Raw genomic sequence first — 26244 nt, 5'->3', positions numbered from 1 at the left:
CCAATTGGCTTATGCGGCAGGCAAGTGGCTGTTCGTCAGACACCAGTACCCATCGGTCAGCGGTCGGGCTCCGGGTCCTTGAGCCAGTTGACGAGTTCGGTCGAGAACCCGACCGGGTCCTCCTCGTGGGGGAAGTGCCCCAGACCGTCGAAAAGTCGCCACCGGTACGGTGCCTCGACGTACTCGCCGGACCCGGCGGAACTACGGGTGCGGATCGCCGGATCCAGTGAACCGTGCAGGTGCAGTGTCGGTACGCGCACCGGACGCTTCATCCGGCGGTTGAACTGGACCCCGTCGGGACGCGCCAGGGAACGGACCATCCAGCGGTACGGCTCGATCGAGCAGTGAGCCGTCGACGGGATGCACATCGCGCGCCGGTAGACGTCCACCGTCTCGTCGTCGGGGAACTCCGGGGTGCGCGGTCCCGACCAGTCGCGGATCATCCGGGCCACCAACGCCGCTTCGTCCGCGACGAGCTGACGCTCCGGAACCCACGGTCGCTGGAAACCCCAGACGTGCGAGCCCGCCCTTGACTGTGCGGGGTCGGAGAGCATCGAGGAACGCCAGCGCCGTGGATGCGGCATCGACGACACCACGAGCCGTCGCACCAGCTTCGGGCGCATCACGGCAGCCGTCCAGGCGAGGTAGCCGCCCATGTCATGGCCCACCAGAGCGGCGTCCGGCTCGCCGAGCGACCGGATGACCCCGGTGACGTCGAGCGCCAGGTTGGCCGGGTCGTAGCCCCGGGGCGTACGGTCGCTACCGCCGACCCCGCGGAGGTCCATCGCCACCGCGCGATATCCGGCGTCGGCCAGGGCGGTCAGCTGGTGGCGCCAGGTCCACCAGAACTGCGGGAAACCGTGCAGCAGCAGGACCAACGGGCCGTCGCCCAGCTCGGCGATGTGGAAGCGCGCGCCGTTGGCCGCCACATCGCGATGGGTCCAGGGCCCGGCGATGCGGACGGGGCCGCCGGAACCGGCAGGCGCTCCCAACGGGCCGACCGGGCCGGACGCGCTGAAAGCGGATGCGCTGAAATCGGGATCGGTCATGTGGACGAGCGTGTCACGGCGGCCGGCTTGTCCAGGACCGGACGGCTCTCGATCGCCTTGTCCGCCGGCGAGCTGCCCCGGCTCCGTTCGATCACACCCGCGGTCACGACGGGCCGGGGGTGCGGCTTGACGCCCTGCAGGACCGCCGCGGTCTGCTTGGCCGAAGCGATGGACTTCTCCGGCGGCTTGACCTTCTTGAACTTGGCCAGTCCGAAGAGGGCGAGAAGAATGCCCAGCAGGATGAACGCGCCGCCCACGATCAGGAACGACCAGGCGAGTCCGAGCCCGAGATTGTGGATTCCGTACGCCGCGGCGAAGCTGAGGACGGGGATGGCGAAGAGGATCAGCACACCTGTGACGATGAACGCCACACTGCCGATCGCGCCTCGCTTGACGTCCTGACGCACCTCGGCCTTGGCCAGCGCGATCTCGTCGTGCACCAGCGCGGACATTTCGGCGGTCGCCGAAGCGAACAGCTGGCCGATACTGCGGTCGGTGCTGCCCGCGTAGTTGCCGGGGTCGCTCATCCCTGACTCCCTCTTCTCTTCCGTACATCCGATGTCAGATCATGCCGGACTGTCCGGCTCACTGCTCGCTGCCCCCGCCCGTTCGGCAAGGCGGCGGTGCTCGGCCGCCTTCCGTTCGAAGATCGCGGCCATCCGCAGGTGGTACTCGGGGTCGTCCTGCTCATACACGTCGGGAACCCCCGATTCGTCCTCGTCGAGTTCCTCCGCGTCGTACAGGGCCCTGTATCTGCGTACCCGGAGTTTGAGCAGTACACCGGAGAGTACGGCGGCAATCAGGGAACCGATGAGGACCGCTGCCTTGATCTCGTTGATCATGTCCTCGTCGCCGGCGAAGGCCAGCTCGCCGATGAGCAGCGAGACGGTGAATCCGATACCGGCCAGTGTGGCCACGGCGAAGACGTCGGCCCAGGCCAGCTCCTTGTTCAGCTGGGCCCTGGTGAAGCGGGTGACGAGCCACGTGCCGCCGAAGATGCCGAGGGTCTTGCCGACGACCAGGCCGAGCACCACGCCGAGTGTTTCGGGCCGGGTGAAAACGCCGGCGAGGGCATCGCCCTTGAGAGTGACACCGGCGGAGAAGAGGGCGAAGAGCGGAACCGCGACTCCGGCCGACAGGGGCCGGACCAGGTGCTCGATGTGCTCCCCGGGGGACCGGGCCTCGCCCTCACGCCTGGTGCAGCGGAGCATGAGCCCCATGGCGACACCGGCGATCGTGGCGTGGACCCCGCTGTTGTACATCAGCCCCCAGATGACCAGGGCGAGCGGGACGTAGACGTACCAGCCCTTCACCCCGGCACGAAGGAGCAGGTGGAACACGACGAGGCCGACGAACGCGCCGCCGAGCGCCAGGAAGTCGATGCTCTCGGTGAAGAAGACCGCGATGATCAGGATGGCGAAGAGATCGTCGACCACGGCGAGCGTCAGCAGGAAGGCGCGCAGCGCAGCCGGCAGCGAGGTGCCGATGACCGCGAGGACGGCGAGGGCGAACGCGATGTCCGTAGCGGTGGGTACGGCCCAGCCGGCCGCGGAACCTCCTCCGAGCGCGGCGGTCAGCGCGTAGAGGACTGCGGGGACGGCCATGCCGCACAAGGCCGCTGCGACAGGGAGGGCCGCCGCGCGGGGGTCGCGGAGCTCGCCGGCCACCAGTTCGCGTTTGAGCTCGACGCCCGCGACGAAGAAGAAGACCGCGAGCAGTCCGTCGGCTGCCCAGTGGGCGACCGAGAGATCGAGTCCGAGAGCCGCCGGGCCGAAGTGGAAATCGCTGACCGACGCGTAGCTCGAGCCGGAGGTATTCGCCCAGAGCAACGCGGCGACCGCCGCGGCGAGCAGGATGACGCCGCCGACCGTTTCGGTGCGCAGGGCCTCGGCGACGTAGTTCCGCTCGGGAAGCGGGAGCCTGCCGAACAGGGTGCTGCGGCGGTCGGACGAAGGAGCGGGCGGGGCCACGTGAGGAACCTCCGGGTCGGATGACGGCTGTGGTGGCATGGCGGACACACATGCCGACCAGACTTCCCGGCGCCCCTGTGGAGATTTCGTCTGAAGTTGTTGTCGCCTCGCACGGTCGCGGCTCGCACCTGTGCATGGCTCGCACCTGTGCACAGCGAACGCTCGTGTGCTTCCACCGACGTCCTTTGCCGGTGGTCGCATCCGACGTGCTCCGTCGAGGAAGACAGCGGAGGAAGAAGTCGAGGTGAGCACAGTCTACCTGGGGCATCAGGAACGGTATCGGGATCCGGCGGCCGCTGCCCGGCGGCGTGCACCTGCTCCTGTTGGCCGCCGCTCCAGGTGCGGTTCGTATCCGGCTGTCCGCCGCCTTACCGTGCGGTAATGGTCCATTGGGCCGGCCAGGGCTCGCCGCGTGCCCGGCCCCGCTCGTACCGAGGGGCACCCGGCGGTGCCGGGTGCCCCTCGCAGCGATATGAACGGAACACGCCCTGGTGACGGGCGGGTTCAGACTCTCCGGCCGGGCCGACCGAACCGGTCCTGGCCGAGGAACTGCCTGGTTCAGGTCGGCCTTCCGACCGACCTGTTCCGGTCCGCCTAGTCCTCGGAGGACGCCCCCGGCAGCTGCGTCTGAATGAGGGACATGACAGAGGAATCGGTCAGGGTCGTGACGTCACCCAGCTCACGGTTCTCGGCGACGTCGCGCAGCAGCCGACGCATGATCTTGCCGGACCGGGTCTTCGGGAGCTCCGCCACGGGCAGGACCCGCTTGGGCTTCGCGATCGGCCCGAGGGTGGTGCCGACGTGGTTGCGCAGTTCGGCGACCAGTTCGTCGGAAGCGGTGGCCGTGCCGCGCAGGATGACGAAGGCGACGATGGCCTGACCGGTCGTCTCGTCGTTGGCACCCACCACGGCGGCCTCGGCGACCGAGGGGTGTGAGACGAGAGCGGACTCGACTTCGGTGGTGGAGATGTTGTGTCCGGACACGAGCATGACGTCGTCGACCCGGCCCAGGAGCCAGATGTCTCCGTCGTCGTCCTTCTTGGCACCGTCGCCGGCGAAGTACTTGCCTTCGAAGCGGGACCAGTAGGTGTCGATGAACCGCTGGTCGTCGCCCCAGATGGTGCGGAGCATCGACGGCCACGGCTCGGTGAGGACGAGGTAACCGCCTCCGCCGTCGGGTACCTCGTTGGCCTCGTCGTCGACGACGGTGGCGTTGATGCCGGGCAGGGCGCGCTGGGCGGAGCCGGGCTTGGTCTGTGTGACTCCGGGAAGCGGGGAGATCATCATGGCGCCGGTCTCGGTCTGCCACCAGGTGTCCACGACGGGGCACGTGTCGGCGCCGATGTGCTTGCGGTACCAGATCCATGCCTCGGGGTTGATCGGCTCACCGACGGAACCGAGGACGCGCAGCGACGAGAGGTCGAACTTGGCGGGGATGTCGTCGCCCCACTTCATGAACGTGCGGATCGCGGTCGGCGCGGTGTAGAGGATCGTGACGCCGTACTTCTGGACGATCTCCCAGAAGCGTCCCTGGTGCGGGGTGTCGGGTGTGCCCTCGTACATGACCTGGGTCGCGCCGTTGGCCAGCGGGCCGTAGACGATGTAGGAGTGTCCGGTCACCCAGCCGATGTCGGCGGTGCACCAGTACACGTCCGACTCGGGCTTGAGGTCGAAGACGGCGTGGTGGGTGTAGGCCGCCTGGGTCAGGTAGCCGCCGGAGGTGTGCAGGATGCCCTTGGGCTTACCCGTGGTCCCGGAGGTGTAGAGGATGAACAGCGGGTGCTCGGCGTCGAAGGCCTCCGGGGTGTGCTCGGCCGACTGCCGTGCGGTGATCTCGTGCCACCAGACGTCCCGGCCCTCGTTCCAGGCGGTGTCCTGGCCGGTGCGGCGGACCACGAGGACGTGCTCGACGCTGTCGATGCGGGCGACGGCGTCGTCGACGGCGGGTTTGAGGGCGGAGGGCTTGCCGCGGCGGTAGCCGCCGTCGGCTGTGATGACGACCTTGGCATCGGCGTCCTGGATACGCGCGGCGATGGCATCGGCGGAGAATCCGCCGAAGACCACCGAGTGCGCGGCGCCGATGCGGGCGCAGGCCAGCATGGCGACCGCTGCCTCGGGGATCATCGGCAGATAGACGGCGACCCTGTCTCCCTTGGCCACACCCAGCTCGGTGAGGGCGTTGGCGGCGCGGGAGACTTCGTCCTTCAGCTGTGCGTAGGTGATCGCGCGGCTGTCGCCGGGCTCGCCCTCGAAGTGGATGGCGACCCGGTCGCCGTTGCCCGCCTCGACGTGCCGGTCCACGCAGTTGTACGCGACGTTGAGCTTGCCGTCCGCGAACCACTTCGCGAAGGGCGGATTGCTCCAGTCGAGCGTCTCGGTCGGCTCCGTGGCCCAGGTCAGGCGGCGGGCCTGCTCGGCCCAGAAGCCCAGCCGGTCCGCCTCGGCCTGCTCGTACGCCTCCACTGTCACGTTGGCGTTCGCGGCCAGATCGGCAGGCGGTGTGAACCGCCGCTCCTCCTTGAGCAGATTGGCCAGGCTTTCGTTGCTCACGACATCTCCCATTCCCAGGGTGTCCGTTGTGTCCCGGAGGACAGCTCATCAGGCCGCGGGCCAGGTGACAAGTGTCTGCCAGGAATTGGTTTAGACCTGTGCTTCGTGTATGGAGCGAGCCATACGTCCCGCTTCCGCGGGCAGCGGTGTGCTGCGGAAGCGGGACCACAAGGTCTCACGGACCGGATGGGCCGGAGGTTCAGGCACCGACCACGGTGTCGGGTGCCAGACGCGGGATTTCCGCACCAGGCTCCGCATCGCACTCCACGCCGGGAACGACCTTCACGAAGACCTCGTCGGGTCCGGTGCCCGAACTGACGCCCTCGGTCAGCAGATAGGCCTGAGCCTCACCGACATGGAAGTACATCCCGTGCAGCTGGAGGGAACCCGCGGCGAGCCGACGGGACACCGACTCGTGCGCCCGCAGGTGCTCCAACTGCTGGACCACGTTGGTCAGGCAGAGCTGCTCGACTGCGTCGGTGGGCATCCGGCCCGCGATGCGCGCCCAGGAGTGGTTGCGGGAGCGCATCCTCTCCAGGCTCGGCAACCCGTGCCGCAACCAGCGCCACAGCGGCGTGCGGGGTGTCTCGGGGGCGGCCCCCAGGAGGGCCTGCATGGCACCGCACCCGGAGTGGCCACAGACGGTGATGGACTCCACCCCCAACACGTCCACCGCGTACTCGATGGCGGCAGCCACGGAGTCGTCGTTGCCTGCGGTGCTCCCCGTGCCAGGTGAGGGCACCAGGTTTCCGACGTTCCGTACGGTGAAGAGGTCGCCCGGCCCGCTTGCAGTGATCATGCTCGTGACCAGTCGGGAGTCGGCGCAGGTGATGAACAGTTGGGAGGGCCGTTGTCCCTCGGCCGCGAGGCGGGCCAGCTCCTCACGTACCAGCGGCGCCGTGGTGCGCTGAAACGAGCTGAGGCCGCTGAGCAGCCGATGCGCGCCGTGCCGCTCGGGTGGGGCGGCCACCGTGGTCGGCGGAGGGGTTTCCGCGACGAGGGGGGAGGCCTGGGCGGTGGCCGTGGGAACGGCCTCCTGCACCTGGTCATGGCAGTGGTGGTTGCGCCACGGTGTCCATGGGCGGCAGCACGAATGGGCTGCCGACGCGGGCTCGGCGATCCGGCCCCCGGAACGCCCGGTGAACTCGATCCGGCCACCCATCGATGTCTGTGCCGCGTACCAGTCCTGGATCGTCTCGTAAGCCGCGTGGTCCATGAAGAAACCGTCCAACTCGACCACGGCGTCGACGCCGTGGGGGAGCCGTCCGAGAGTCCGGCTCAGCCGTGGGACGGCCAGAAAGGTCAGCTGCCCGCGAGCAGTCACCAGGTATCGGCCGTCCTGCTCCGTCACGGTGATCCGCGTGCGGGCGAGACGGTGAAGGGCCACGGCCACAGCCACGACGATGCCGATGGCCACGCCCTTGAGCACGCCGGCGAGGATCACTCCGGAGATCGTGGCTCCGTAGACCAGGAACTCGCGGTGTTTGTGGACCTTGCGGATATGCGCGAAGTTGACCATCTGGATGCCGACCACCATCACGAGAGCGGCGAGCGCGGCAAGAGGAATCCATTCCAGTGCCGTGACCAGCAGTGCGGCTGCCAAAAGCACCCAGACCCCGTGCAGCACCGTGGCGGCACGGCTCTCCGCACCCGCCCGCACATTCGCGGAACTGCGCACAGCGCCACCGGACACGGGCAGCCCCCCGGCCATCCCCGACAGCGCGTTGGCCACCCCCTGGGCCCGCAGCTCGCGGTCGAGATCGGAGCGCTTCACGGGCGCAGACGGCGCGGTCCCGTCCTTCGGCGCGGCCGCGGCCCGGTCGGCAGACATCTTGTCCACGGAGACCGCGGCGAGCAGGGACTCCAGGCTGGCGACGAGCATGACGGTGAAGACCGCCGTGGCCAGCGCGGCGAACGGGCCGTTCGGAAGCTCGGGCAGTGCGTGCGAGCGCCAGGACGGAAGGTCGACCCGGGCGATCCCGGGCGTTGCCGCGGCGGCCACGGCGGTAGCGATGGCCACCGCAGCGAGTGCGGCTGGGATCCTTCCCATCGTCGCTCCGACCCGGCCTGGCATACGTGGCCACACGACGAGAAGGACGATCGTCAGTGCCCCGATGAGTGGGGCGGCCGGTTCGAACTGCGCGAGCCGAGAGGGAAGCGAGAGCGCGTTGTCGAGAGCTGAACTCCGGGGTGCCCCGCCGAGCACGATGTGCAGCTGGGCCAGTGCGATGGCGACTCCGATCCCCGCGAGCGTGCCGTGCACGATGGCGGGGCTGACGGCCAAGGCTGCGCGTGCTGCCTTCAACGAGCCCAGAAGAATCTGCAGGAGTCCCGCGCCGATGGTGATCGCGCAGGTGGTGCGCCACCCGTAGAGCTGGATCAACTCTGCCGTGACGACGGTCAGTCCGGCGGACGGCCCGCTGACCTGGAGGGGTGTTCCTCCGAGCAGTCCTGCGACGATGCCGCCGATGGCCGCGGAGACAAGCCCCGCGGCCAAGGGTGCGTCCATGGCTACGGCCAGGCCGAGCGACATGGGTACGGCGATCAGGAAGACGGTGATCGATGCGGACAGGTCGGCGCCGGAGACGCGAAAGCGTCCGCGGCGGGGTGGCGGCGGGCTGTGAGGCCGTTTGAGGCCCGATGCGAGAGAAAAGCGTGAACTTCGGGATGAGTGGTCGTTGCGGGTAGGGGCGCAGGCAGACATGTTCCCGTCTCCTCCGGGGCAGCGCGGTCGCGGTATGTGAGTGACGGCGGCCGTGAATCACGGCGTGCGGCGGTGGGGTGAAGCGGCGGGATTTCTCAACTCTCAGTAAATGAATCGTAATGGAGGGTAAAGAGTGGTGTCCATGTTTTCGAGCAAATAGAGCATTCAGTCACTCGTACTAGTGAATAAGCAGCTTTTCATTCGGCTTGTCGTACTGATTCCCGCAGCCCTGCGTGTGAGGTTGGCGGCGCCGTGTCGCCGCCAAGACGCACGACTCCTGCGAGGAAGAGGGTGGACGGATGATGGCCGCCACGAAGCGGATCGCCCTGGGTGCCGTGCTCACGGCGCTGATCGCCGGCCTGGCCGGCTGCTCCGGACCCGGGACGGGGGCCGCCGGTTCCGGAGCCGGAAAGAAGCCTGCTGAAGGGAACTCCCCGGCTGCGGCGCCGAAGGGGGCGGTCACCCTCATCGGCGACGGTTCCACCGCCTTTACCGGGGTTCAGCCGAAGCTCCCTGCGGCCGAGCCGCTGAAGCCCGGTCAGAAACCACCACAGTTCGTGGTGTTCTCCTGGGACGGTGCTGGGGAGGACAGTCAGAAACTCTTCTCGCATTTCCGGGCTGTCGCCAGGAAGTACGACGCCAGGATGACGTACTTCCTCAGTGGCGTGTACCTGCTGCCGGAGGAGAAGAAGGCTCTTTACGATCCGCCGCAGCACTCGGCGGGCCGTTCCGACATCGGGTTCAACGACACGGAGGGAATCCGGAACACTCTGACGGAGCTTCGTGCCGCATGGCTGGACGGCAACGAGATCGGTACCCACTTCAACGGGCACTTCTGCGGGCCGGACGGTGGTGTCGGTACCTGGTCCGTCGAGGAGTGGAGGAGCGAGATCAACCAGGCGAAGTCGTTCGTGAAGAGCTGGAAGACCAATGCTCCGGACCTCAAGGCCGAAGCACCGCTGCCTTTCGACTACGACAGGGAGCTCGTCGGCGCACGCACTCCGTGTCTCGAGGGACAGAAGAACATGGTCGCGGCGGCGCGGACAATGGGGTTCCGCTATGACTCCAGCGGCATCGGCAACCAGGTCTGGCCCGCGAAGAAGGACGGCCTCTGGGATCTCCCGCTGCAGCTTGTCCCCGTGCCGGGCAGGGCGTTCGAGACGCTCTCGATGGACTACAACTTCATGTTCAACCAGTCGGGCAAGACCCAGGGCGACCCGGATCAGCACGCGTACTGGGGCAACCAGATGCGGGACGGTCTGCTTCAGGCGTTCGACCGGGCGTACAACGGGAATCGTGCTCCGCTGATCATCGGTAACCACTTCGAATCCTGGAACGGTGGCACGTACATGCGTGCGATCGAGGAGACGGTCAAGACCGTGTGCACGCAACGGGACGTGCAATGTGTGTCCTTCCGTCAACTCGCCGACTGGCTCGACGCGCAGGACCCGGCGACGCTCGCCAAGCTCGGGACGCTGAAGGTGGGCCAGAAGCCCAAGCCCGGCTGGGCGGGCTTCCTCGCCGACGCGGTGCCTGGCAAGTCCGCGGGCAGTCCCGTGCCTGCCGGGCCGATGAACCAGCCGGCAGGCACGGGCGCCGACGGGAGCGCTGAAAGGGAGTAGCCCTCCGGCGCGTGTCCGTCTCCGGTCAGGCAGGTTGGGCGGCGCCCGCCTCCACGGGGTGTTCATGCAGGACGAACGCGGGGTCGACCTGGGCAGCCAGGTCGGCCCCCGTCTTCTCGTTGCCCCAGCTCTCCGCGTTCTTCAGGTGGAAGTGCACCATCTGCCGCGTGTAGCGCTCCCAGTCGCGCAGTTCGTACGAGTCCTCCGCAGCGTCCTGCAGGGCCTGCAGAGCCATCCGGTTGTCCGCCTCCAGCAGGTCGAACGGGGCGGGCCTGCCCTTCTCCATCGTCCGTACCCAGTCGGAATGGCCGATGCCGACCAGCAGGTCCTCGCCCACCTCGGCGCGTAGGAAGTCGAGATCGTCCTGGCTCTGGACCTTGTTGCCGACCACCTTCAGGGCGACGCCGAAGTCGCGCGCGTACTCCCTGTACTGCCGGTAGACGGAGACGCCCTTCCTGGTCGGCTCGGCGACGAGGAAGGTCATGTCGAAGCGTGTGAACAGTCCGGACGCGAAGGAATCCGATCCCGCCGTCATGTCCACCACCACGTACTCGTCCGGTCCGTCGACCAGGTGGTTGAGGCAGAGCTCGACCGCCCCCACCTTCGAGTGGTAGCAGGCGACCCCTAGATCGGACTCGCTGAACGGGCCGGTCGCCATCAGTCGGATGTCCCCGTCGTCGAGCGTGACGGTGCGGGCGCAGGCGTCGTAGACGGGGTTGTCCTCGCGGACCCTCAGCAACCGCGATCCCTGTCCGGGCGGTGTTGTCTTGATCATGGTCGCGGAGGAGGTGATGCGGGGGTTGTCCCCGCGCAGGTATTCCTTGATGAGGGGCAGCTGAGCGCCCATGGCAGGCAGCGCGGAGGCCTCGTCCTCGTCGAGGCCCAAGGCGGCTCCGAGGTGCTGGTTGATGTCGGCGTCCACCGCGACGACATGGGCTTCATTGGCGGCGAGGTGGCGGATGAAGAGCGAGGACAGCGTTGTCTTGCCGCTGCCGCCCTTCCCCACGAAAGCGATCTTCATGTTCACCTAGGGTAGCGGCCCAATCGCTCAACGTCGTCACGCTTCGTGAAGAAGGACACTCCAGGGCGGTATCCGCACATGAGGCGCGTAGCCTTCCTACTTATGAGTACGACTTCCTCGGACCCGCTTGCCGCCTTGGGTGCCCTGCCGGGGGTCACCGACGCCGTGGACTCCGTGCGTAAGGCCGTGGACCGTGTCTACGGCCACCGGGTCATGCGTCGCCGCAGTAACGAGGTCACCGCCGAAGCGGCCCTGCGTGGCGCCCGCGGCTCGGCGGCGCTCTCGGGTGCCGACTGGAATCTCGAGGAGGTCCGCAGGCGCACGGACTTCAGCGGCGAGGACGAGGCCCGCATCATCGGTGCCGCCCTTCGGCTCACGGCGGAGGCGGGTCAACTGCTCTCCATCTGGAGGCAGTCGCCGCTGCGTGTCCTGGCCCGACTGCACTTGGTCGCGGCGGGCGGGGCGACTCCCGATGACGGCGTCGGCCGGCCGCGGTTTCCGGGAGAGCCCGTCCGGGAGCCGCTGATCGAGGCACTTCTGCCGGACGCCGAAGAGGTGTCGGGGCGGCTCGACGGACTGTCGCGTCTGATCATTTCCGGGGGTGCGGCATCAGCCCTGGTGACTGCCTCTGTCGTGCATGGTGAGCTGCTGGCTCTGCGCCCCTTCCGCTCGCACAACGGCATGGTGGCCAGGACCGCCGAGCGGATCGTGTTGATCGGTAGTGGTCTCGATCCCAAGTCGGTCTGCCCCGCCGAGGTGGGGCACGCCGAGCAGGGGCGCGCGGCTTACGTGGCGGCCTTCGAGGGGTATCTCTCGGGTCGGCCGGAGGGAATGGCAGCCTGGATCGCCCACTGCGGTCGCTCGGTGGAGCTGGGCGTCAGGGAATCCACCGCCGTTTGCGAGGCCCTGCAGCGAGGCGCGGCCTAGGTCGAGGTTCCCCGGGGTGCGTGGACGTGTCGGGAAAAGGGTGCGGCGGTACCGATTCCGGTACCGCCGCTGGCACGTCCGCCGGGTTACCAAGCGTCCTCGATGCGTGCCCATCAGGTCGGGTTCTTTGCCCGTCACCTGGTGCGGCTGGCCCGTAATCGACGGGTCGACGTCGCGTGGGTACTCGGCTTTCGTGGGCGGTCCGTGGGGCCGATCGTGCGTGAAAAGGTGATCCTCTCGGATGTCCCTGGTCTCGCGGGCCGTTGACTCCTTTGTACTCCAGGACGGGGTGTGGCGGTACCCCTGAGTCCGCTTCTTTTCTTTTATGTTCAAACTTGGGCGAAACGGTCATCGAGTTCTGAGTCGCTATCGGCGATCCTGCCCGATGTGTACAGCCTCCGGCCGTCGGTCAGGCGGTGAGCGCGGCTGCGCGACGGCGATTGGTGTACCAGACCAGGCCGGCGGTCAGGGCTGCCGCGCCCACTGCTGCGGCGGCCACGAGTGCCGGGCGAGGCGGCATCGAGAACATGGGGAGGCGCTGCTTGAGCCGGACGGGGCGGTTGAAGACGAGAATCGGCCATTTCCGGAGGATGGCCTCGCGTCGCAGGGCGCGGTCCGGGTTGACGGCGTGCGGGTGCCCCACCGATTCGAGCATCGGCACGTCTGTGGCCGAGTCACTGTAGGCGTAGCAGCGCGAGAGGTCGTAGCCCTCCGATTCGGCGAGGGATCTGATCGCTTCCGCCTTGGTCGGCCCGTAGGCGTAGTACTCGATCTCGCCGGTGAAGCAGCCGTCGTCCCCGACGACCATCCGAGTCGCGACGACTCGGTCTGCGCCCAGCAACTCTCCGATGGGCTCGACGACTTCGGCTCCGGAGGTCGAAACGATGACCACGTCACGCCCTGCGGTGTGATGTTCCTCGATAAGAGTTGCGGCCTCGTCGTAGATGATCGGGTCGATCAGGTCGTGGAGGGTTTCGGCGACGAGCTCCCTGACCTGCTGTACGTTCCATCCTTTGCAGAGTGCCGAGAGGTACTCGCGCATCCGTTCCATCTGGTCGTGATCAGCGCCTCCGGCGAGGAACACGAACTGTGTGTACGCGGTGCGCAGTACGGCGCGGCGGTTGATCAGCCCGCCTTGGTAGAAGGACTTGCTGAAGGTCAGCGTTGATGACTTCGCAATGACCGTCTTGTCCAGGTCGAAGAAGGCTGCGGTACGCGGCGAGAAGCAGTTTTCCACAAAGGTGAGCATAGGGGCCCACCATTCGGCGTAAACCCCGGCGGGTGGGTTTGCTTGAGAAGGTGCTCGGGTACACCATGGAAGTCACGGATCGTTCGCGACCGTGCTAACCCGGTCCGGCTCCTCCCCCCCCTGAGTCGGCCGTGGGGACGACCCCCGCTCTCCCCCCCGGCGGGGGTCGTCGCATGTCCAGACGCTCTTTCCTCCTGGAATCAAGGCATGCTCCTCTCCCCCTGCGTCGGCGTGCCAACTCCGCTGCGAGCTCCCTCGATCATCACCCGTGACTCAGTGTAGTGGAAGTGCTGCGCTGTGAAATTCCCCTGTACGAGCTACGGAGATATTCACAACGCTGGGATTATCCACAGTTCTTGAGCAAGATCCACATGATTTTTCGAGGCGTTGCATGTTGATTCCACCCGTGAAGTCCGCGGGTTCCGGAATCGCGCGTCTCGGAAGGGTTCGAGATCGCCGCGAAACCGCACTGGAGGGACTGGAAGAAGGGGGCGGAGATCGTGGCTGGATCTATCGCGGACGTGGAGCTGTCCAAGGCCGAGAAGACGGACTGCGGACCCATGATCGTAACCTCGGATGCTGATCTGCTGGACGACCTGCTCAGGCTGTGCGCGGCCGCGGGGGCCGTGCCCGAGGTGCATCACGGGCCACCGGGCGAGAGGGGTGGATGGGAGCGCGCTCCCATGGTTCTGGTGGGGGACGACGCGGCACCGCAGTTCCGGGGGATGCCGCGTAGGCGTGGCGTCATGCTTGTCGGACGGGACCAGGATGATCCGGACGTGTGGCGGCGCGCGGTCGAGATCGGGGCCGAGTACGTATTGCGGCTGCCGGACTCGGAAGTCTGGCTCGTCGACCAGATCGCCAATGCGGCAGAGGGCGTGGGCGGGGCGGCCCTGACCGTAGGAGTGATGGGAGGGCGCGGTGGTTCCGGCGCATCGACGCTGGCCTGCGCTCTGGCCGTGACGGCGGCCAGGTCGGGCCGACGGGCCATGTTGATCGACGGCGATCCGCTGGGCGGGGGCATCGACGTGCTGCTGGGCGGTGAGGAATCCCAAGGGCTGCGCTGGCCGGATTTCGCCCGTTCCAAAGGGCGAGTTGGCGGTAGGGCGCTGGAGGAGGCCTTGCCCGCACTGCACGGTCTGCGAGTGCTCAGCTGGGGGCGGGACGACGAGGTGATCGTTCCTCCGCAGGCCATGCGGTCGGTGCTCGCCGCTGCCCGTCGGCTCGGTGGAGTGGTGATCGTGGACCTGCCGCGCAGAGTCGATGAAAGCGTTGCGGAGGCGCTGGCGCAGCTGGATGTCGGACTGCTGGTCGTCCCTGGCGAGCTGAGGGCGGTGGCGGCGGCCCAGCGAGTGGCCTCCGCTGCCGGGATGGTTCTGGAGGATCTCCGGGTCGTCGCCCGTGGTCCCTACACGGCCGGCCTGGACGAGCAGTGGGTTGCGCAGGCCCTGGGACTGCCTCTCGTGGGTGATCTGCCCATGGAGGTTGGGTTGTCCGTGGCTCAGGAAGGAGGTTCCCCTCCTGGTGGCAACCCGCGCGGGGCCCTGGCTCGGTTCTGTACCGCGTTCTGGGACGCGGCGGATGCAGCAGGACGCTCGGCCTCCGGCCCGGCCAGGCACTCCGCGGGAGGCCCGCGATGACTGAGGCACTTCTCGAGGCGGTACGGCAACGACTGGCGCGCAGCGGGGCGGAGCCCACTCCTGCGGGGGTGGCCGCCGCACTTCGGGAACAGGGACAGGGACGGCTTCTCGGGGACGCTGAAGTTCTCGGTGCGGCGGAGGAACTGCGTGGCGAGCTGGTCGGCACCGGAGTTCTGGAGCGGCTGCTGGCCGATCCGGCGGTGACCGATGTACTGGTGTCCGCTCCGGACCGGGTCTGGGTGGACCGTGGGGGAGGCCTCGAACTGACCCGAGTCACTTTTCGTGATGCGGCGGCGGTCCGGAGGCTCGCTCAGCGGCTCGCGGCGGTGGCCGGACGCCGGCTCGACGACGCCCGGCCGTGGGTGGACGCCCGTCTGCCGGACGGGACGCGGATGCACGCGGTCCTGCCCCCGGTGTCCGTCGGGTCGACCTGTCTGTCGCTGCGGGTGGTGCGGCCCAAGGCCTTCACTTTGGCGGAGCTCGTAGGGGCGGGGACGGTTCCGCCAGGTGGTGACCGACTGCTGAGAGCCTTGGTCGAGGCCCGGGTCTCCTACCTGATCAGCGGTGGAACGGGGGCGGGGAAGACGACGTTGTTGTCGAGTCTGCTGGGTGTGGTCGGCGAGCGGGAGCGCATCGTGCTCGCCGAGGATTCGGCGGAGCTGCGTCCGGACCACCCGCATGTGGTGCGCCTGGAGTCGCGTCCTGCCAATCAGGAGGGGGCAGGGCGGGTGACACTTCGGGACCTTGTGCGGCAGGCGCTGCGCATGCGTCCTGACCGACTGGTCGTGGGTGAGGTGCGGGGCGCCGAGGTGACGGAGTTGTTGGCAGCTCTGAATACTGGACACGAAGGCGGATGCGGCACGGTGCATGCGAACGCCGCCGAGCATGTCCCCGCGCGTCTGGAGGCGCTGGGGACGGCGGCCGGCCTCGACCGGGCCGCACTCCACAGTCAGTTGGCCGCAGCACTGTCCGTAGTGCTCCACCTCGTACGGGACGACAGGGGGCGGCGTCGCCTGGCCGAAGTGCACGTACTCGAACGGAACTCCGCCGGCCTGGTGATCACCGTGCCCGCTCTCATTTGGGGACCCGGGGGGTTCGTACCGGAGCGTGGCTTGCGGAGGCTCGGGGCGCTGATCGGGGAACAGCCGTGACCGCGGCCGGTCCGGACCCGCTCATGCGGGTGCTGGCGTGGGTGATGGCCGCGTGCGCGGGGTTGGCGGGCTGTCTGGCCGTGACCCGGGATCCGGGGGCACGACGTGCACGGGCCCTGTTCACACGAGAGGGTGACGAACTGCCAGGCTTTGCAGCGGTATGGGGCGTGATCCTTGCGTTCTTCGACCGGCGGCGGGAATGGCTGTGCGCTCCTGTGGCCGTACTCCTGGCTGTGCTGGGCGAGTCGGTACTGCCTCTGCTCGCAGGAGCTGTGGCGGTACCGCTGGCGGGGCGCTGGATGCGTCGCAGAGCGCTGCGGCGCGAGTACGAGAGAGCTGCCGACGCGGTGGCGGCGCTCTGCGGAGCGGTGGTTGGCGAGCTGAGGGCAGGGCGCGAGCCCGGTCAGGCCTTGCTTGTCGCCGGGCTGAACTCGGGCGCGCTGGGCACAGCCGAGTCCGCGGTCCTCGCGGCGGCGCGCTTCGGCGGTGATGTGCCGGGCGCGCTGCAACAGGCCTCGGCGGGCTCCGGCCTCCAGGGGCTCGCCGGAGTTGCGGCCTGTTGGCGGGTGGCGGTGGATGGCGGGGCCGGCCTCGCGGTCGGTCTGGCGCGTCTGGAGAGCGCGCTACGGGCGGAGCGACGGCGACGCGAGGAACTCCGGGCCCAGTTGGCGGGTGCCTGGTCGACGGTGGTGGTCCTGGCCTTGCTGCCGGCGGTCGGTCTAGGGCTGGGCGCGGCACTCGGAGCGGATCCACTGAGGGTTCTGCTGCATACGCCAGGCGGGCTGGTCTGCCTGGTCACGGGCGGTCTGCTCGAGGCTGCCGGGCTGTTCTGGGCATCGCGGATCGTGCGAGCGGGGGAGGAGGCGTGAACAGGCTGTCCGAACTCTGGGAGGGGTCTGGGGCGCGGACGGCTGGAGTGGTGCTCGGCGCGGTCTCGTACCTGGCCCTTGTGCTGGCAGCGGGGCGGCGCACGCGGGCGGCACGCAGACGGGGGGCACTGCTGACAGGGTCTATGCCGGCCGGGCGGCGGCTGAGTCTGAGGATGTCGGGCGCTCGGGTGATGGCCCGGCACTGGACCGCGCCCCTTGCTTCCTGGGCGACGGGTTGGATCCTGGTCGGCGGAGCGGTCGGCTGCGGTGTCGGCCTGGCGGCGGGGTACGGAGCCTGGCGATTGCAGCGTTCCCGTTGGGGACGCAGAGACGAGGCTGGGGATGCGGAAGCCGCTCTGATCGCCCGGCAAATGCCTCTCGCCGCAGATCTGCTGGCTTCGTGCATTTCGGCGGGTGCCGGTCCGCGAGACGCCGCGGAGGCGGTGGGGGAGTCCATGGGCGGGCCGATCGGTGACCGGCTCGCGCGCACTGCGGCCGAGATCAGGCTCGGTGGTGAACCGGCTGACGCGTGGGGCCGGTTCGGAGAGATACCGGGAGCGGAGGCACTGGCGCTCTGCCTGGAGCGCGCCGGTACGACAGGCGCTCCGGCGGCGGAGCCGGTCTCCAGGCTCGCGGATGAGATGCGAGCCGAGCGGGCGAGCGCGGCAGTGGCACGTGCCCAGCGAGCCGGCGTGCTGATCACGGCGCCGGTCGGCCTCTGCTTCCTGCCTGCCTTCCTCGCGGTGGGTGTGGCACCGGTGGTGATCGGTCTTGCTACCGGCTTGTTGGACCGCAACTGAAGCAGGCCGGGGTGCTTTACGAGGGGCCTGGGCCACCTGTCCACAGGAAACCGGATCGGTTGCGCGGCTAGGGGCGCGAGCGGTGGACGGAGATCGTGCCCGGTGTCGGGGCGGGTCGAAAGCTGTATTCAGTTCGGCCCGAGGCCGTAACGGTCGCCCGATTCTGCCTTTGCGTCGCGCCTGAATCCGAGACATCGCCGGGGCACTCCGGTCCTCGTGTGGGTCAGAGGCCAGTCCGGGCCGAGCACAGTCCGGTCCGGATCCACGTCCAAGTCGAAACCCCAGCCGGGGCGGAAGCCGAAGTCACGGCGAGGCCGAACCCGAGGCGAACCCAACCGAGGAGGAATTCCTGCCGAAGGCGAAGTGCCGAAACGCGTCCGAGTCCGAGTCGAAGTCCGAGTCCGAGTCGAAGTTCCGAACGAGGTAAAAAAGTGGGGGTCGAGATGAGTGTGAGTGCGAAGGTCAGTGCGAAGGCCGTGGGGCGGGCGCTGAGCGCGGTCAGCCGTACCTGGGAGGCCGTGGTCGGCAGCCGTGTCCGACGTGGCGGTCCTGACAGGGGGATGACGACCTCCGAGTACGCGGTGGGGACCATCGCCGCCTGCGCGTTCGCGGCCGTGCTCTACAAGGTCGTGACCAGCGGAGCCGTGCTTTCGGCCTTGCAGTCGCTGATCAAGGACGCGCTCGATGCGAAGTTCTGAGGCAGGGACAGAGCGGAGCGCGTCGGACACACCGGCGCCGGGCCGCGACCGCCGCCCCCGTGACCTGGGAGCGGTGACTGCGGAAGCCGCGATGGCTCTCCCCGTCCTTGTGGCATTCGTCATGGCCCTTGTCTGGGCACTGGTTGTCGCGTCCGACCAGATTCGCTGTGTGGACGCTGCGCGGGCCGGAGCACGGGCTGCTGCCCGGTCCGAGCCGGAGGCAGCCGTACGGTCCGTAGCGAGAGAAGCGGCACCTGACAGGTCCAGCGTGGCCGTGGAGCGGGCAGGAGAGCTGTGGCGCGTCCGAGTGGAGGCAGCGACGCCGGGCCCCGGGCCACTGGGCCTGACGCTGAGCGCGGAGGCGGTCGCGTTGGCCGAGGACACGCTGGCGGTGGAGCCGTGAGGGCGAGGAACGGTGTCCTGCCGGCCACGGGGGAGACGAAACGCGTTTCCAGGGCCGGGGATCAGGGGCTGGCTACGGTCTGGGCGGCCATGACGGCGACGACCCTCTGTGTGGTGTTCGCGGTGGTGCTTGCTCTCGGCCAGGTCGTGTCCGCCCGTCACAAGGCCGGTGGTGCGGCGGATCTGGCGGCACTGGCGGCAGCCGACACCGCGCTACGCGGTACGGCGGCGGCGTGCGGGGCGGCGCGTGAGGTCGCGGTGGCCCAAGGAGCGGAACTCGTACGGTGCGTCGTTCAGGGCGAGATCGCCGATGTGACCGCCCGCTCGCGCTTCGGCCCCTACGCGCCGGAGGTGAGGTCCAGGGCCGGCCCCCCGGAGGGGCCGTGAGCCGCAGGAGCCGCAGGACGGGCCCTCCGGAGGTCGACGAGCCCATGAGGAGGTCTACCAGCCTCACGACCGCCGGCGGCCGTGTTCACGCGCGTGGGCTCCTTACTCGTTCACGCGTGCGGTTCATGACTCGTTCATGCCCCTCGAGCTCTTCGGCAGAGGGTCCGTCCCGGAGTCCGGTGGTGCGGTCCTGAGTAGCTCGCTCAGGAGGCGTACGGCGCCTCGCTTGTGCAGTGGCTCGTTGCCGTTGCCGCACTTGGGAGACTGGATGCAGGACGGGCAGCCCGCCTCGCACTCGCAGGACGCGATGGCCTGACGCGTCGCCGTCAGCCAGGTCTTGGCCGTGTGGAAGGCGCGCTCGGCGAAGCCGGCCCCACCCGGATGGCCGTCGTAGACGAACACCGTGGGAAGGAGTGTGTCCGGGTGCAGCGGAACGGAGACGCCGCCGATGTCCCAGCGGTCGCAGGTGGCGAAGAGCGGCAGTATCCCGATGGAGGCGTGTTCCGCGGCGTGCAGGGCGCCACCGAGGATCTCGGGGTTGACCCGGGCAGCATCGAGTTGGTCCTCGGTGACCGTCCACCACACGGCGCGCGTGCGCAAGGTCCGGGGCGGCAGGTCGAGTTTCGTCTCACCCATGACCTCTCCGGTGAGCAGCCGCCTGCGCAGGAAGGAGACGACCTGGTTGGTGACCTCCACGGAACCGAAGCAGAGCCGGCCGTCACCCCAGGGGATCTCCGTGTCGGTCTCCAGCACGGCGATGGCCGTCGTATCGCGGGCGTTGGTCGAGTACGGCGGGGTGGCTTCCTCCACCAGGGCGACCGAATCCTCCAGGTCCAGTTTCCGGACCAGGTACGTCCGGCCCTGATGAAGGTGGACCGCTCCCTCGTGAACAGCCGTGTGCGCGGCTGATTCGTCGACCGTCCCCAGCAGTCGGCCGGTTCCTTCCTCGACGATCTGGACCGGACGCCCGCCCTCGCCGCGGATGTCCGTGAGGTCCGCGGCGCGTTCGCGGCGGGTCCAGTGCCAGCCGGTCGTCCGCCGGCGCAACAGTTTCGCGGCCTCCAGCTGGGGCAGCAGGTCGGGAACCGCGGGGCCGAAGAGCGCGATGTCGGCTTCCGTGAGAGGCAGCTCGGCGGCCGCGGCACAGAGGTGCGGGGCCAGGACGTACGGGTTGTCCGGGTCCAGGACGGTCGACTCCACGGGCTGCTGGAACAGCGCCTCGGGATGGTGGACGAGGAACGTGTCCAGCGGGTCGTCCCTGGCGACCAGCACGGCCAGGGCTCCCTGTCCCGACCTTCCGGCGCGGCCGGCCTGCTGCCACAGGGAGGCCCGGGTGCCGGGGTAGCCGGCGATGACGACGGCGTCCAGGCCCGAGACGTCGATGCCCAGCTCCAGGGCGGTCGTCGCGGCGAGACCGAGCAGCTCCCCCGAGTGCAGGGCGCGCTCCAGGGCGCGGCGCTCCTCGGGCAGGTAGCCGCCCCGGTAGGCGGCGACGCGCCCGGGCAGGGAGCGGTCCACCTCGGCCAGCCGCTCCTTCGCGATGACGGAGATGAGCTCGGCGCCACGCCGGGAGCGTACGAAGGCGACGGACCGGATGCCCTGGAGCGTCAGGTCGGTCAGGAGGTCTGCGGTCTCGGCCGTGGCGCTACGGCGTACAGGGGCGCCCTTCTCGCCGTGCAGGTCGGTCAGCGGGGGCTCCCAGAGAGCGAAGACCAGCTCGCCCCTCGGCGAGGCGTCGTCCGCGACCTCCTTGACCGGCAGGCCCGTGAGACGGCCTGCGGCGACCGACGGCTGTGCCGCGGTGGCGGAGGCGAGTAGGAACACGGGATCGGAGCCGTAGCGGGCGCACAGGCGGCGTAGGCGGCGCAGCACCTGGGCGACGTGGGAGCCGAAGACGCCGCGGTAGGTGTGGCACTCGTCGATGACGACGAAGCGGAGAGAGCGCAGGAAGGAGGCCCAGCGGGGATGGGACGGAAGTATGCCTCGGTGCAGCATGTCAGGGTTCGTCAGGACGTAGTTGGCGTACTGGCGCACCCATTCGCGTTCCTCGACCGGCGTGTCCCCGTCGTAGACGGCGGGGCGGACCGCCGAGCCGAGGGGTGCCGCGAGCGCTTTCACCGCGCGGCGCTGGTCGGCGGCGAGGGCCTTGGTGGGGGCGAGGTACAGGGCGGTGGTGCCGCGGCCGTTCGGGGCCTGCGAGCCGTCGAGGAGGGTACTCAGTACCGGCGCGAGGTAGGCGAGCGACTTGCCGGACGCGGTGCCGGTGGCGATCACCACGGATTCACCGTCCAGGGCGTACTCGGCCGCGGTGGCCTGGTGCGTCCACGGATGGTCGATTCCGGACAGACCGATTGCCGAAATCACTTCCGGCCGGATGCGATCAGGCCAGATGGCATGGGTTCCCGCACGTGGGGGCAGGTGCTCCGTATGAGTGATGCGCGCTGCCCGGCTCGCCCCTGCGGCGAGCCGGTCGAGTACCACCGCCGGAGAGGGGCGCGAGCCCGCGTTCTCGGGTGGTCGACTGGGGCGGTGATTCTTGGCCATCGGCACCGAGTGTGTCACTGGCATGACGGACAATGGTCCCAAGGCGTCGTGCATGGCTGTTGGTAAGTGATTGAATGCCATCGCGGCTGGCGATCCGTCCCCTGACCTCCGTCGGGGAGACCGAGGGGCGACCGCTCGATAGCAAGGTGCTGGAGGATCCGTGGACCTGTCCCTGTCGACTCGCAATGTGTCCGGCCCTGGTGGCGACCGTACGGTCGTCGAGGTCGGTGGCGAGATTGATGTGTATACCGCGCCCAAGCTGCGCGAGCAGTTGGTCGAGTTGGTGAATGACGGCAGCTACCACCTGGTTGTCGACATGGAAGGCGTCGACTTCCTCGACTCCACCGGCCTCGGCGTGCTCGTGGGTGGCTTGAAGCGTGTCCGAGCCCATGAGGGCTCACTGCGCCTGGTGTGCAACCAGGAGCGCATTCTCAAGATCTTCCGGATCACAGGTCTGACCAAGGTGTTTCCCATTCACACCACGGTCGACGAGGCTGTCGCGGCCACCGACTAGAAGCGTCGGCGCAGGTCGGCCGCACAGGTCGGCAGGCAGGCAGTGACGGACCGGCAGGCGGCAGCAGACTGGCCGCCATGAGCAGGTGGCCGACCATGTGGTCGGCTGCCGGCTTCGTCGGTTTCCGGAAGTGAATGAGAACAGGGGTACCGGGTGTCACGCCCGGGCCTCTGAGAAGCACGCCCGTACGTTCGAGGGGGATGGCATGCCAACCGTTGAACTCCGCTTCAGCGCTCAGCCTGAACACGTCAGGACGGCTCGCCTCGTGGCGGCCGCCGTGGCACGCAGGGCAGGCGTCGATGAGGCGGTGCTCGACGAGGTCAGGCTCGCCGTCGGTGAGGCGTGCAGCCGTGCCGTCGGTCTTCACCGGAGCCATGACATCACCGCGCCTGTCACCGTTGTCCTGACCGAGGAGGAGAAGGCGTTCTCCATCGAGGTGGGTGACGGGCTGACCGCGGGTAACACCTCGGCGTCAGGGGCGCCGGGCGCAGGACCGGACGCCCCGGAGAGTGACCCCGGCAGCGAGGACGAGATGGGCCTTGCCGTCATCAGCGGTCTCGTCGACGACGTGGAAGTCCTCTCTGGCGCGGACGGCGGAGTGATTCGCATGACCTGGCCGACGGCTCCTGCCGTGGCGCTGCCCTGAGCCCCCGCCTTCGGGCTGCTCCGAGCCACCGTCTTCGCGCAGCCGTCGAGCAGACCTGTCTTCGCGCAGCGGTCTGGCCACGCTGCTCCGCACAGGCGTAGAGCCGACCGCCCTGTAGTACCGCTCAGCTCATACCGCTCAGCCGCTCCGCCTCGTGAGGGCGCCCGGAACTCGATGCTTTCCGGGTGGACGGTCGGTTTTGCGTGCCGAGCCACCTACGCGACGCTGTCTGCGCTGCCCTCCCCTTGCAACCTCCGCTCAAGTCAAGGCCAACGGCTGTCGCTCCCGGGGCCGCCATCGCTCCACCGCCCCTTTCGCCACCTCCTCTGGCGTCGTCGTGCCCGAACCGCCCCGCCGTTGTGAGAGTCCGCTCCGTGCGAGCAGCGGCCGCGGCCGTCCCGTGGCCATCCCGCTGTCGTGCGATCCGAGGGAGCGTGTGACCTCGGACGTTGAACTGGCCGGTACGGGCGCCCCGGCCCCGCATGCCCCGCCCTTTCCGCCTCATGCGGTCGATGACGGACACGCATGCCCGCCGGCTCTCCCGGGTGCGGTCCGCCGTCTTCGACGCATCGGCGAAGCTTTCCGGCCACGCCGCAGGCCCCCGCGCAGTCGCCTCCGTCCGGACCCGTCCTGCGCGCAGCCGCCTGGCCCCGCCCTCGGGTGGTCGCACTGCGCCTGTCGTCGCCACGGCTTCGCCCCGACCATCCAGGGGCCGAGCGCGCCGCCCTGCGGCCGTCGCCGGTGAGCCGTGACGTCACTTCTGGCGCTCGCCGTGATCGCGCATTCGGCCCGGCTGATCAGGGAATTCATCATTGCGCTTGATCGATGATCTCCGAGAATTCCATGAGTGCCATGCCTCTGCCCCATTACTGCATTCGGGCCCTCTCCCGGGCGAGATCATTATTCATTGGGTGGAGGAAACTCGATTTCATTGACCACCCACTGTTTTGATCAGGCTCGGCTCCCTACAATCCGTCCACGTCTTGAGCGCTGAGCGTCAAGGAGGACGTATGGCGGAGTTCTTCAACACCCCAATGGCAGAACTGGCGCACGTTTCCGTACCTTCAGGCCGGCCCACCTCACTCGCAACAGCAGTACTCACCCATGACAACCGGCTGATCGTCGTGGCCGTCGCGGTCGTCGCCCTCGCCGCGCTGGTCGTCGCCCGACTGCTCGCCCGCCAGGTCCTGGCGGCGGGTGAAGGCACCGAACGCATGAAGGAGATCGCGGCTGCCGTACAGGAGGGTGCGAACGCCTATCTGGCCCGGCAACTCCGTACCGTCGGTGTTTTCGCCGTAGTCGTGTTCTTCCTGCTCCTGCTGCTTCCGGCCGACAACTGGTCCCAGCGCGCGGGGCGCTCGCTGTTCTTCCTCGTGGGTGCGCTCTTCTCTGCGGCCACCGGATACATCGGTATGCGGCTTGCCGTCCGCAGTAATGTCCGCGTGGCCGCAGCCGCGCGTGAGGCGACACCCGCCGAGGGGGAACCGGAGAAAGATCTCACCACCGTTTCGCACAGAGCGATGAAGATCGCTTTTCGCACGGGCGGTGTGGTCGGAATGATCACGGTGGGCCTCGGTCTGCTGGGTGCTTCCTGCGTGGTGCTGGTGTACGCCGCCGACGCGCCCAAGGTGCTGGAGGGTTTCGGCCTCGGTGCCGCACTGATCGCCATGTTCATGAGAGTCGGAGGCGGGATCTTCACCAAGGCCGCCGACGTGGGTGCCGACCTCGTCGGCAAGGTGGAGCAGGGCATCCCCGAGGACGACCCGCGCAATGCCGCCACCATCGCCGACAACGTGGGCGACAACGTCGGCGACTGCGCGGGCATGGCGGCCGACCTCTTCGAGTCGTACGCCGTCACGCTCGTCGCCGCGCTCATCCTGGGCAAGGCCGCCTTCGGGGACTCGGGGCTCGCCTTTCCTCTGATCGTTCCGGCGATCGGCGTGGTCACGGCGATGATCGGGATCTTCGCCGTCGCCCCCAGGCGCGCCGACCGCAGCGGGATGAGCGCCATCAACCGCGGGTTCTTCGTCTCCGCCGTGATCTCCCTGGTCCTGGTGGCTGTGGCGGTCTTCGCCTACCTGCCGTCGTCGTACGCGGACCTGGACGGGGTCACCGACGGTGCCATCACCTCGCACGGCGGCGACCCGCGTGTCTTCGCGCTCGTCGCCGTGGCCATCGGGATCGTGCTCGCCGCCCTGATCCAGCAGCTCACCGGCTACTTCACCGAGACCAGCCGGCGCCCGGTCCGGGACATCGGGAAGTCCTCGTTGACCGGCCCGGCGACCGTCGTCCTCGCGGGGATCTCCATCGGTCTGGAGTCGGCCGTCTACACCGCGCTCCTGATCGGTCTCGGGGTCTACGGGGCGTTCCTGCTGGGCGGTACGTCGATCATGCTGGCACTCTTCGCGGTGGCCCTGGCCGGTACCGGTCTTCTCACCACCGTGGGTGTCATCGTCGCGATGGACACCTTCGGTCCGGTCTCCGACAACGCCCAGGGCATCGCCGAGATGTCGGGGGACGTCACAGGTGCGGGGGCTCAGGTCCTGACGGATCTGGACGCCGTGGGCAACACCACCAAGGCGATCACCAAGGGCATCGCCATCGCCACGGCGGTGCTGGCGGCGGCCGCGCTCTTCGGGTCCTACCGGGACGCCATCGCGGCAGCGGTCGACGACGTGGACGCAAGGGCCGGGGAGCTCGGGCTGAGCCTGGACATCTCGCAGCCGAACAACCTGGTCGGGCTGATCCTGGGTGCGGCGGTCGTCTTCCTCTTCTCCGGGCTGGCCATCAGCGCGGTCTCCCGTTCGGCCGGAGCCGTGGTCTACGAGGTGCGACGGCAGTTCCGTGAGCACCCCGGGATCATGGACTACACGGAGAAGCCGGAGTACGGCCGCGTCGTCGACATCTGCACCAAGGACGCGCTGCGTGAGCTTGCCACTCCCGGGCTGCTCGCCGTCCTGGCGCCGATCGCGGTCGGGTTCACCCTGGGCGTCGGGGCGCTCGGCTCGTATCTCGCCGGGGCGATCGCCACGGGCACGCTGATGGCGGTCTTCCTCGCCAACTCCGGTGGTGCGTGGGACAACGCCAAGAAGCTGGTCGAGGACGGTCACTACGGTGGCAAGGGAAGTGACGCCCACGCGGCGACGGTCATCGGAGACACGGTCGGCGATCCGTTCAAGGACACGGCGGGCCCGGCCATCAACCCGCTCCTCAAGGTGATGAACCTCGTGGCACTGCTCATCGCCCCGGCCGTGGTGCAGTTCAGCTACGGCGATGACGCGAACGCGTGGGTGCGTGCCCTGGTGGCGGTGATCGCGATCGCCGTCATCGTCGTAGCGGTCTACGTCTCCAAGCAGCGGGGTGTCGCCGTGGGGGACGACGACGCTCCCGGAGGCGGCGACGGAGGGGGAGGGCCCGCCAAACCCGCCGATCCCGCCGCTGTTTCGTGAACGGCGTCTGCCGCTGAACGCCTCACCCCTGGGTGACGTCCGCTCAGCGAGG

General features: G+C 68.7%; 20 protein-coding genes. 12 read left to right on the top strand and 8 right to left on the bottom strand.

Annotation, left to right across the window (positions count from 1 at the left end):
• Positions 1 to 56: 56 nt before the first annotated feature.
• The 5 genes from AB0I83_RS11805 to AB0I83_RS11785 all read right to left on the bottom strand — a co-directional run bounded on the left by AB0I83_RS11805 (position 57) and on the right by AB0I83_RS11785 (position 8273).
• Positions 57 to 1049: an alpha/beta hydrolase gene (locus AB0I83_RS11805; RefSeq protein WP_363304467.1), complete on the bottom strand. Its 993-nt coding sequence runs from the start codon at positions 1047 to 1049 to the stop codon at positions 57 to 59.
• Entirely contained in the window at positions 1046 to 1576 is a 531-nt protein-coding gene (locus AB0I83_RS11800; RefSeq protein WP_356532371.1) for a phage holin family protein, read from the bottom strand. The genes AB0I83_RS11805 and AB0I83_RS11800 overlap by 4 nt, the downstream gene beginning before the upstream one ends.
• A gap of 39 nt (positions 1577 to 1615) precedes the next feature.
• Complete coding sequence (nhaA, locus tag AB0I83_RS11795) at positions 1616 to 3058, bottom strand: Na+/H+ antiporter NhaA (protein ID WP_363304466.1); 1443 nt, start codon at positions 3056 to 3058, stop codon at positions 1616 to 1618.
• 555 nt (positions 3059 to 3613) lie between these two features.
• Complete coding sequence (gene acs, locus AB0I83_RS11790) at positions 3614 to 5581, bottom strand: acetate--CoA ligase (protein WP_363304465.1); 1968 nt, start codon at positions 5579 to 5581, stop codon at positions 3614 to 3616.
• 187 nt (positions 5582 to 5768) lie between these two features.
• Positions 5769 to 8273: a SulP family inorganic anion transporter gene (locus tag AB0I83_RS11785; protein ID WP_363304464.1), complete on the bottom strand. Its 2505-nt coding sequence runs from the start codon at positions 8271 to 8273 to the stop codon at positions 5769 to 5771.
• A 299-nt stretch (positions 8274 to 8572) separates the two neighbouring features.
• On the opposite strand from AB0I83_RS11785, the gene AB0I83_RS11780 reads away from it, so the two are divergent.
• The gene (locus AB0I83_RS11780; RefSeq protein WP_363304462.1) at positions 8573 to 9895 is read left to right on the top strand and encodes a hypothetical protein; all 1323 of its coding nucleotides are present in this window, start codon (positions 8573 to 8575) and stop codon (positions 9893 to 9895) included.
• Positions 9896 to 9920: 25 nt separating this feature from the next.
• Here the strand turns inward: AB0I83_RS11780 and AB0I83_RS11775 are convergent, their stop codons facing one another.
• Complete coding sequence (locus AB0I83_RS11775) at positions 9921 to 10916, bottom strand: ATP-binding protein (protein WP_363304461.1); 996 nt, start codon at positions 10914 to 10916, stop codon at positions 9921 to 9923.
• Between the two features lie 102 nt (positions 10917 to 11018).
• Between AB0I83_RS11775 and AB0I83_RS11770 the strand changes: the two genes are divergently transcribed.
• Positions 11019 to 11843: an oxidoreductase gene (locus AB0I83_RS11770; RefSeq protein ID WP_363304460.1), complete on the top strand. Its 825-nt coding sequence runs from the start codon at positions 11019 to 11021 to the stop codon at positions 11841 to 11843.
• 409 nt (positions 11844 to 12252) lie between these two features.
• On the opposite strand, the gene AB0I83_RS11765 is transcribed toward AB0I83_RS11770, so the two are convergent.
• On the bottom strand, positions 12253 to 13092 hold the full coding sequence (locus tag AB0I83_RS11765) for an HAD-IB family hydrolase (protein ID WP_363304459.1): 840 nt from the start codon (positions 13090 to 13092) through the stop codon (positions 12253 to 12255).
• Between the two features lie 560 nt (positions 13093 to 13652).
• On the opposite strand from AB0I83_RS11765, the gene ssd reads away from it, so the two are divergent.
• From ssd to AB0I83_RS11730, 7 genes are all read left to right on the top strand, one after another.
• Positions 13653 to 14732, top strand: a complete 1080-nt coding sequence (ssd, locus tag AB0I83_RS11760) for a septum site-determining protein Ssd (protein ID WP_363304635.1) — start codon at positions 13653 to 13655, stop codon at positions 14730 to 14732.
• Complete coding sequence (locus AB0I83_RS11755; protein WP_363304458.1) at positions 14729 to 15883, top strand: TadA family conjugal transfer-associated ATPase; 1155 nt, start codon at positions 14729 to 14731, stop codon at positions 15881 to 15883. The genes ssd and AB0I83_RS11755 overlap by 4 nt, the downstream gene beginning before the upstream one ends.
• Before the next feature lie 44 nt (positions 15884 to 15927).
• Positions 15928 to 16752, top strand: coding sequence for a type II secretion system F family protein (locus AB0I83_RS11750; RefSeq protein ID WP_363304634.1), 825 nt, complete (start codon positions 15928 to 15930; stop codon positions 16750 to 16752).
• A 5-nt stretch (positions 16753 to 16757) separates the two neighbouring features.
• Complete coding sequence (locus AB0I83_RS11745; RefSeq protein ID WP_363304633.1) at positions 16758 to 17552, top strand: type II secretion system F family protein; 795 nt, start codon at positions 16758 to 16760, stop codon at positions 17550 to 17552.
• A gap of 443 nt (positions 17553 to 17995) precedes the next feature.
• Positions 17996 to 18250 carry a DUF4244 domain-containing protein gene (locus AB0I83_RS11740; protein ID WP_363304457.1) on the top strand — a complete coding sequence of 85 codons (255 nt, stop codon included), beginning with the start codon at positions 17996 to 17998 and terminating at the stop codon, positions 18248 to 18250.
• 64 nt (positions 18251 to 18314) lie between these two features.
• Positions 18315 to 18653, top strand: coding sequence for a TadE family type IV pilus minor pilin (locus AB0I83_RS11735; protein ID WP_363304632.1), 339 nt, complete (start codon positions 18315 to 18317; stop codon positions 18651 to 18653).
• The gene (locus AB0I83_RS11730) at positions 18650 to 19039 is read left to right on the top strand and encodes an Rv3654c family TadE-like protein (protein WP_363304456.1); all 390 of its coding nucleotides are present in this window, start codon (positions 18650 to 18652) and stop codon (positions 19037 to 19039) included. Before AB0I83_RS11735 ends, AB0I83_RS11730 begins: the two co-directional genes overlap by 4 nt.
• Positions 19040 to 19162: 123 nt before the next feature.
• Here AB0I83_RS11730 and AB0I83_RS11725 read toward each other — a convergent pair whose 3' ends face one another.
• Entirely contained in the window at positions 19163 to 21664 is a 2502-nt protein-coding gene (locus AB0I83_RS11725; RefSeq protein WP_356841943.1) for a DEAD/DEAH box helicase, read from the bottom strand.
• 79 nt (positions 21665 to 21743) lie between these two features.
• Here AB0I83_RS11725 and AB0I83_RS11720 point away from each other — a divergent pair, with 79 nt between their 5' ends.
• From AB0I83_RS11720 to AB0I83_RS11710, 3 genes are all read left to right on the top strand, one after another.
• Positions 21744 to 22097 carry an STAS domain-containing protein gene (locus AB0I83_RS11720; protein ID WP_003967428.1) on the top strand — a complete coding sequence of 118 codons (354 nt, stop codon included), beginning with the start codon at positions 21744 to 21746 and terminating at the stop codon, positions 22095 to 22097.
• 205 nt (positions 22098 to 22302) lie between these two features.
• Positions 22303 to 22743, top strand: coding sequence for an ATP-binding protein (locus AB0I83_RS11715; RefSeq protein ID WP_363304455.1), 441 nt, complete (start codon positions 22303 to 22305; stop codon positions 22741 to 22743).
• A 1010-nt stretch (positions 22744 to 23753) separates the two neighbouring features.
• Positions 23754 to 26192, top strand: coding sequence for a sodium-translocating pyrophosphatase (locus AB0I83_RS11710; RefSeq protein WP_363304454.1), 2439 nt, complete (start codon positions 23754 to 23756; stop codon positions 26190 to 26192).
• Positions 26193 to 26244 lie beyond the last annotated feature (52 nt).

The organism is Streptomyces sp. NPDC049970 (assembly GCF_040660235.1).
In the GTDB taxonomy this organism is placed as follows: domain Bacteria; phylum Actinomycetota; class Actinomycetes; order Streptomycetales; family Streptomycetaceae; genus Streptomyces.
This window is presented reverse-complemented; position numbering and strand designations above follow the sequence as displayed.

What these genes read in the sequence shown, in the direction of transcription:
- AB0I83_RS11805 (WP_363304467.1), bottom strand. Translation starts at nt 1,049, where the DNA reads ATGACCGATCCCGATTTCAGCGCATCCGCTTTCAGCGCGTCCGGCCCG.
- AB0I83_RS11800 (WP_356532371.1), bottom strand. Translation starts at nt 1,576, where the DNA reads ATGAGCGACCCCGGCAACTACGCGGGCAGCACCGACCGCAGTATCGGC.
- nhaA (WP_363304466.1), bottom strand. Translation starts at nt 3,058, where the DNA reads ATGCCACCACAGCCGTCATCCGACCCGGAGGTTCCTCACGTGGCCCCG.
- acs (WP_363304465.1), bottom strand. Translation starts at nt 5,581, where the DNA reads ATGGGAGATGTCGTGAGCAACGAAAGCCTGGCCAATCTGCTCAAGGAG.
- AB0I83_RS11785 (WP_363304464.1), bottom strand. Translation starts at nt 8,273, where the DNA reads ATGTCTGCCTGCGCCCCTACCCGCAACGACCACTCATCCCGAAGTTCA.
- AB0I83_RS11780 (WP_363304462.1), top strand. Translation starts at nt 8,573, where the DNA reads ATGATGGCCGCCACGAAGCGGATCGCCCTGGGTGCCGTGCTCACGGCG.
- AB0I83_RS11775 (WP_363304461.1), bottom strand. Translation starts at nt 10,916, where the DNA reads ATGAAGATCGCTTTCGTGGGGAAGGGCGGCAGCGGCAAGACAACGCTG.
- AB0I83_RS11770 (WP_363304460.1), top strand. Translation starts at nt 11,019, where the DNA reads ATGAGTACGACTTCCTCGGACCCGCTTGCCGCCTTGGGTGCCCTGCCG.
- AB0I83_RS11765 (WP_363304459.1), bottom strand. Translation starts at nt 13,092, where the DNA reads ATGCTCACCTTTGTGGAAAACTGCTTCTCGCCGCGTACCGCAGCCTTC.
- ssd (WP_363304635.1), top strand. Translation starts at nt 13,653, where the DNA reads ATGATCGTAACCTCGGATGCTGATCTGCTGGACGACCTGCTCAGGCTG.
- AB0I83_RS11755 (WP_363304458.1), top strand. Translation starts at nt 14,729, where the DNA reads ATGACTGAGGCACTTCTCGAGGCGGTACGGCAACGACTGGCGCGCAGC.
- AB0I83_RS11750 (WP_363304634.1), top strand. Translation starts at nt 15,928, where the DNA reads ATGGCCGCGTGCGCGGGGTTGGCGGGCTGTCTGGCCGTGACCCGGGAT.
- AB0I83_RS11740 (WP_363304457.1), top strand. Translation starts at nt 17,996, where the DNA reads ATGAGTGTGAGTGCGAAGGTCAGTGCGAAGGCCGTGGGGCGGGCGCTG.
- AB0I83_RS11725 (WP_356841943.1), bottom strand. Translation starts at nt 21,664, where the DNA reads ATGGCATTCAATCACTTACCAACAGCCATGCACGACGCCTTGGGACCA.
- AB0I83_RS11715 (WP_363304455.1), top strand. Translation starts at nt 22,303, where the DNA reads ATGCCAACCGTTGAACTCCGCTTCAGCGCTCAGCCTGAACACGTCAGG.
- AB0I83_RS11710 (WP_363304454.1), top strand. Translation starts at nt 23,754, where the DNA reads ATGGCGGAGTTCTTCAACACCCCAATGGCAGAACTGGCGCACGTTTCC.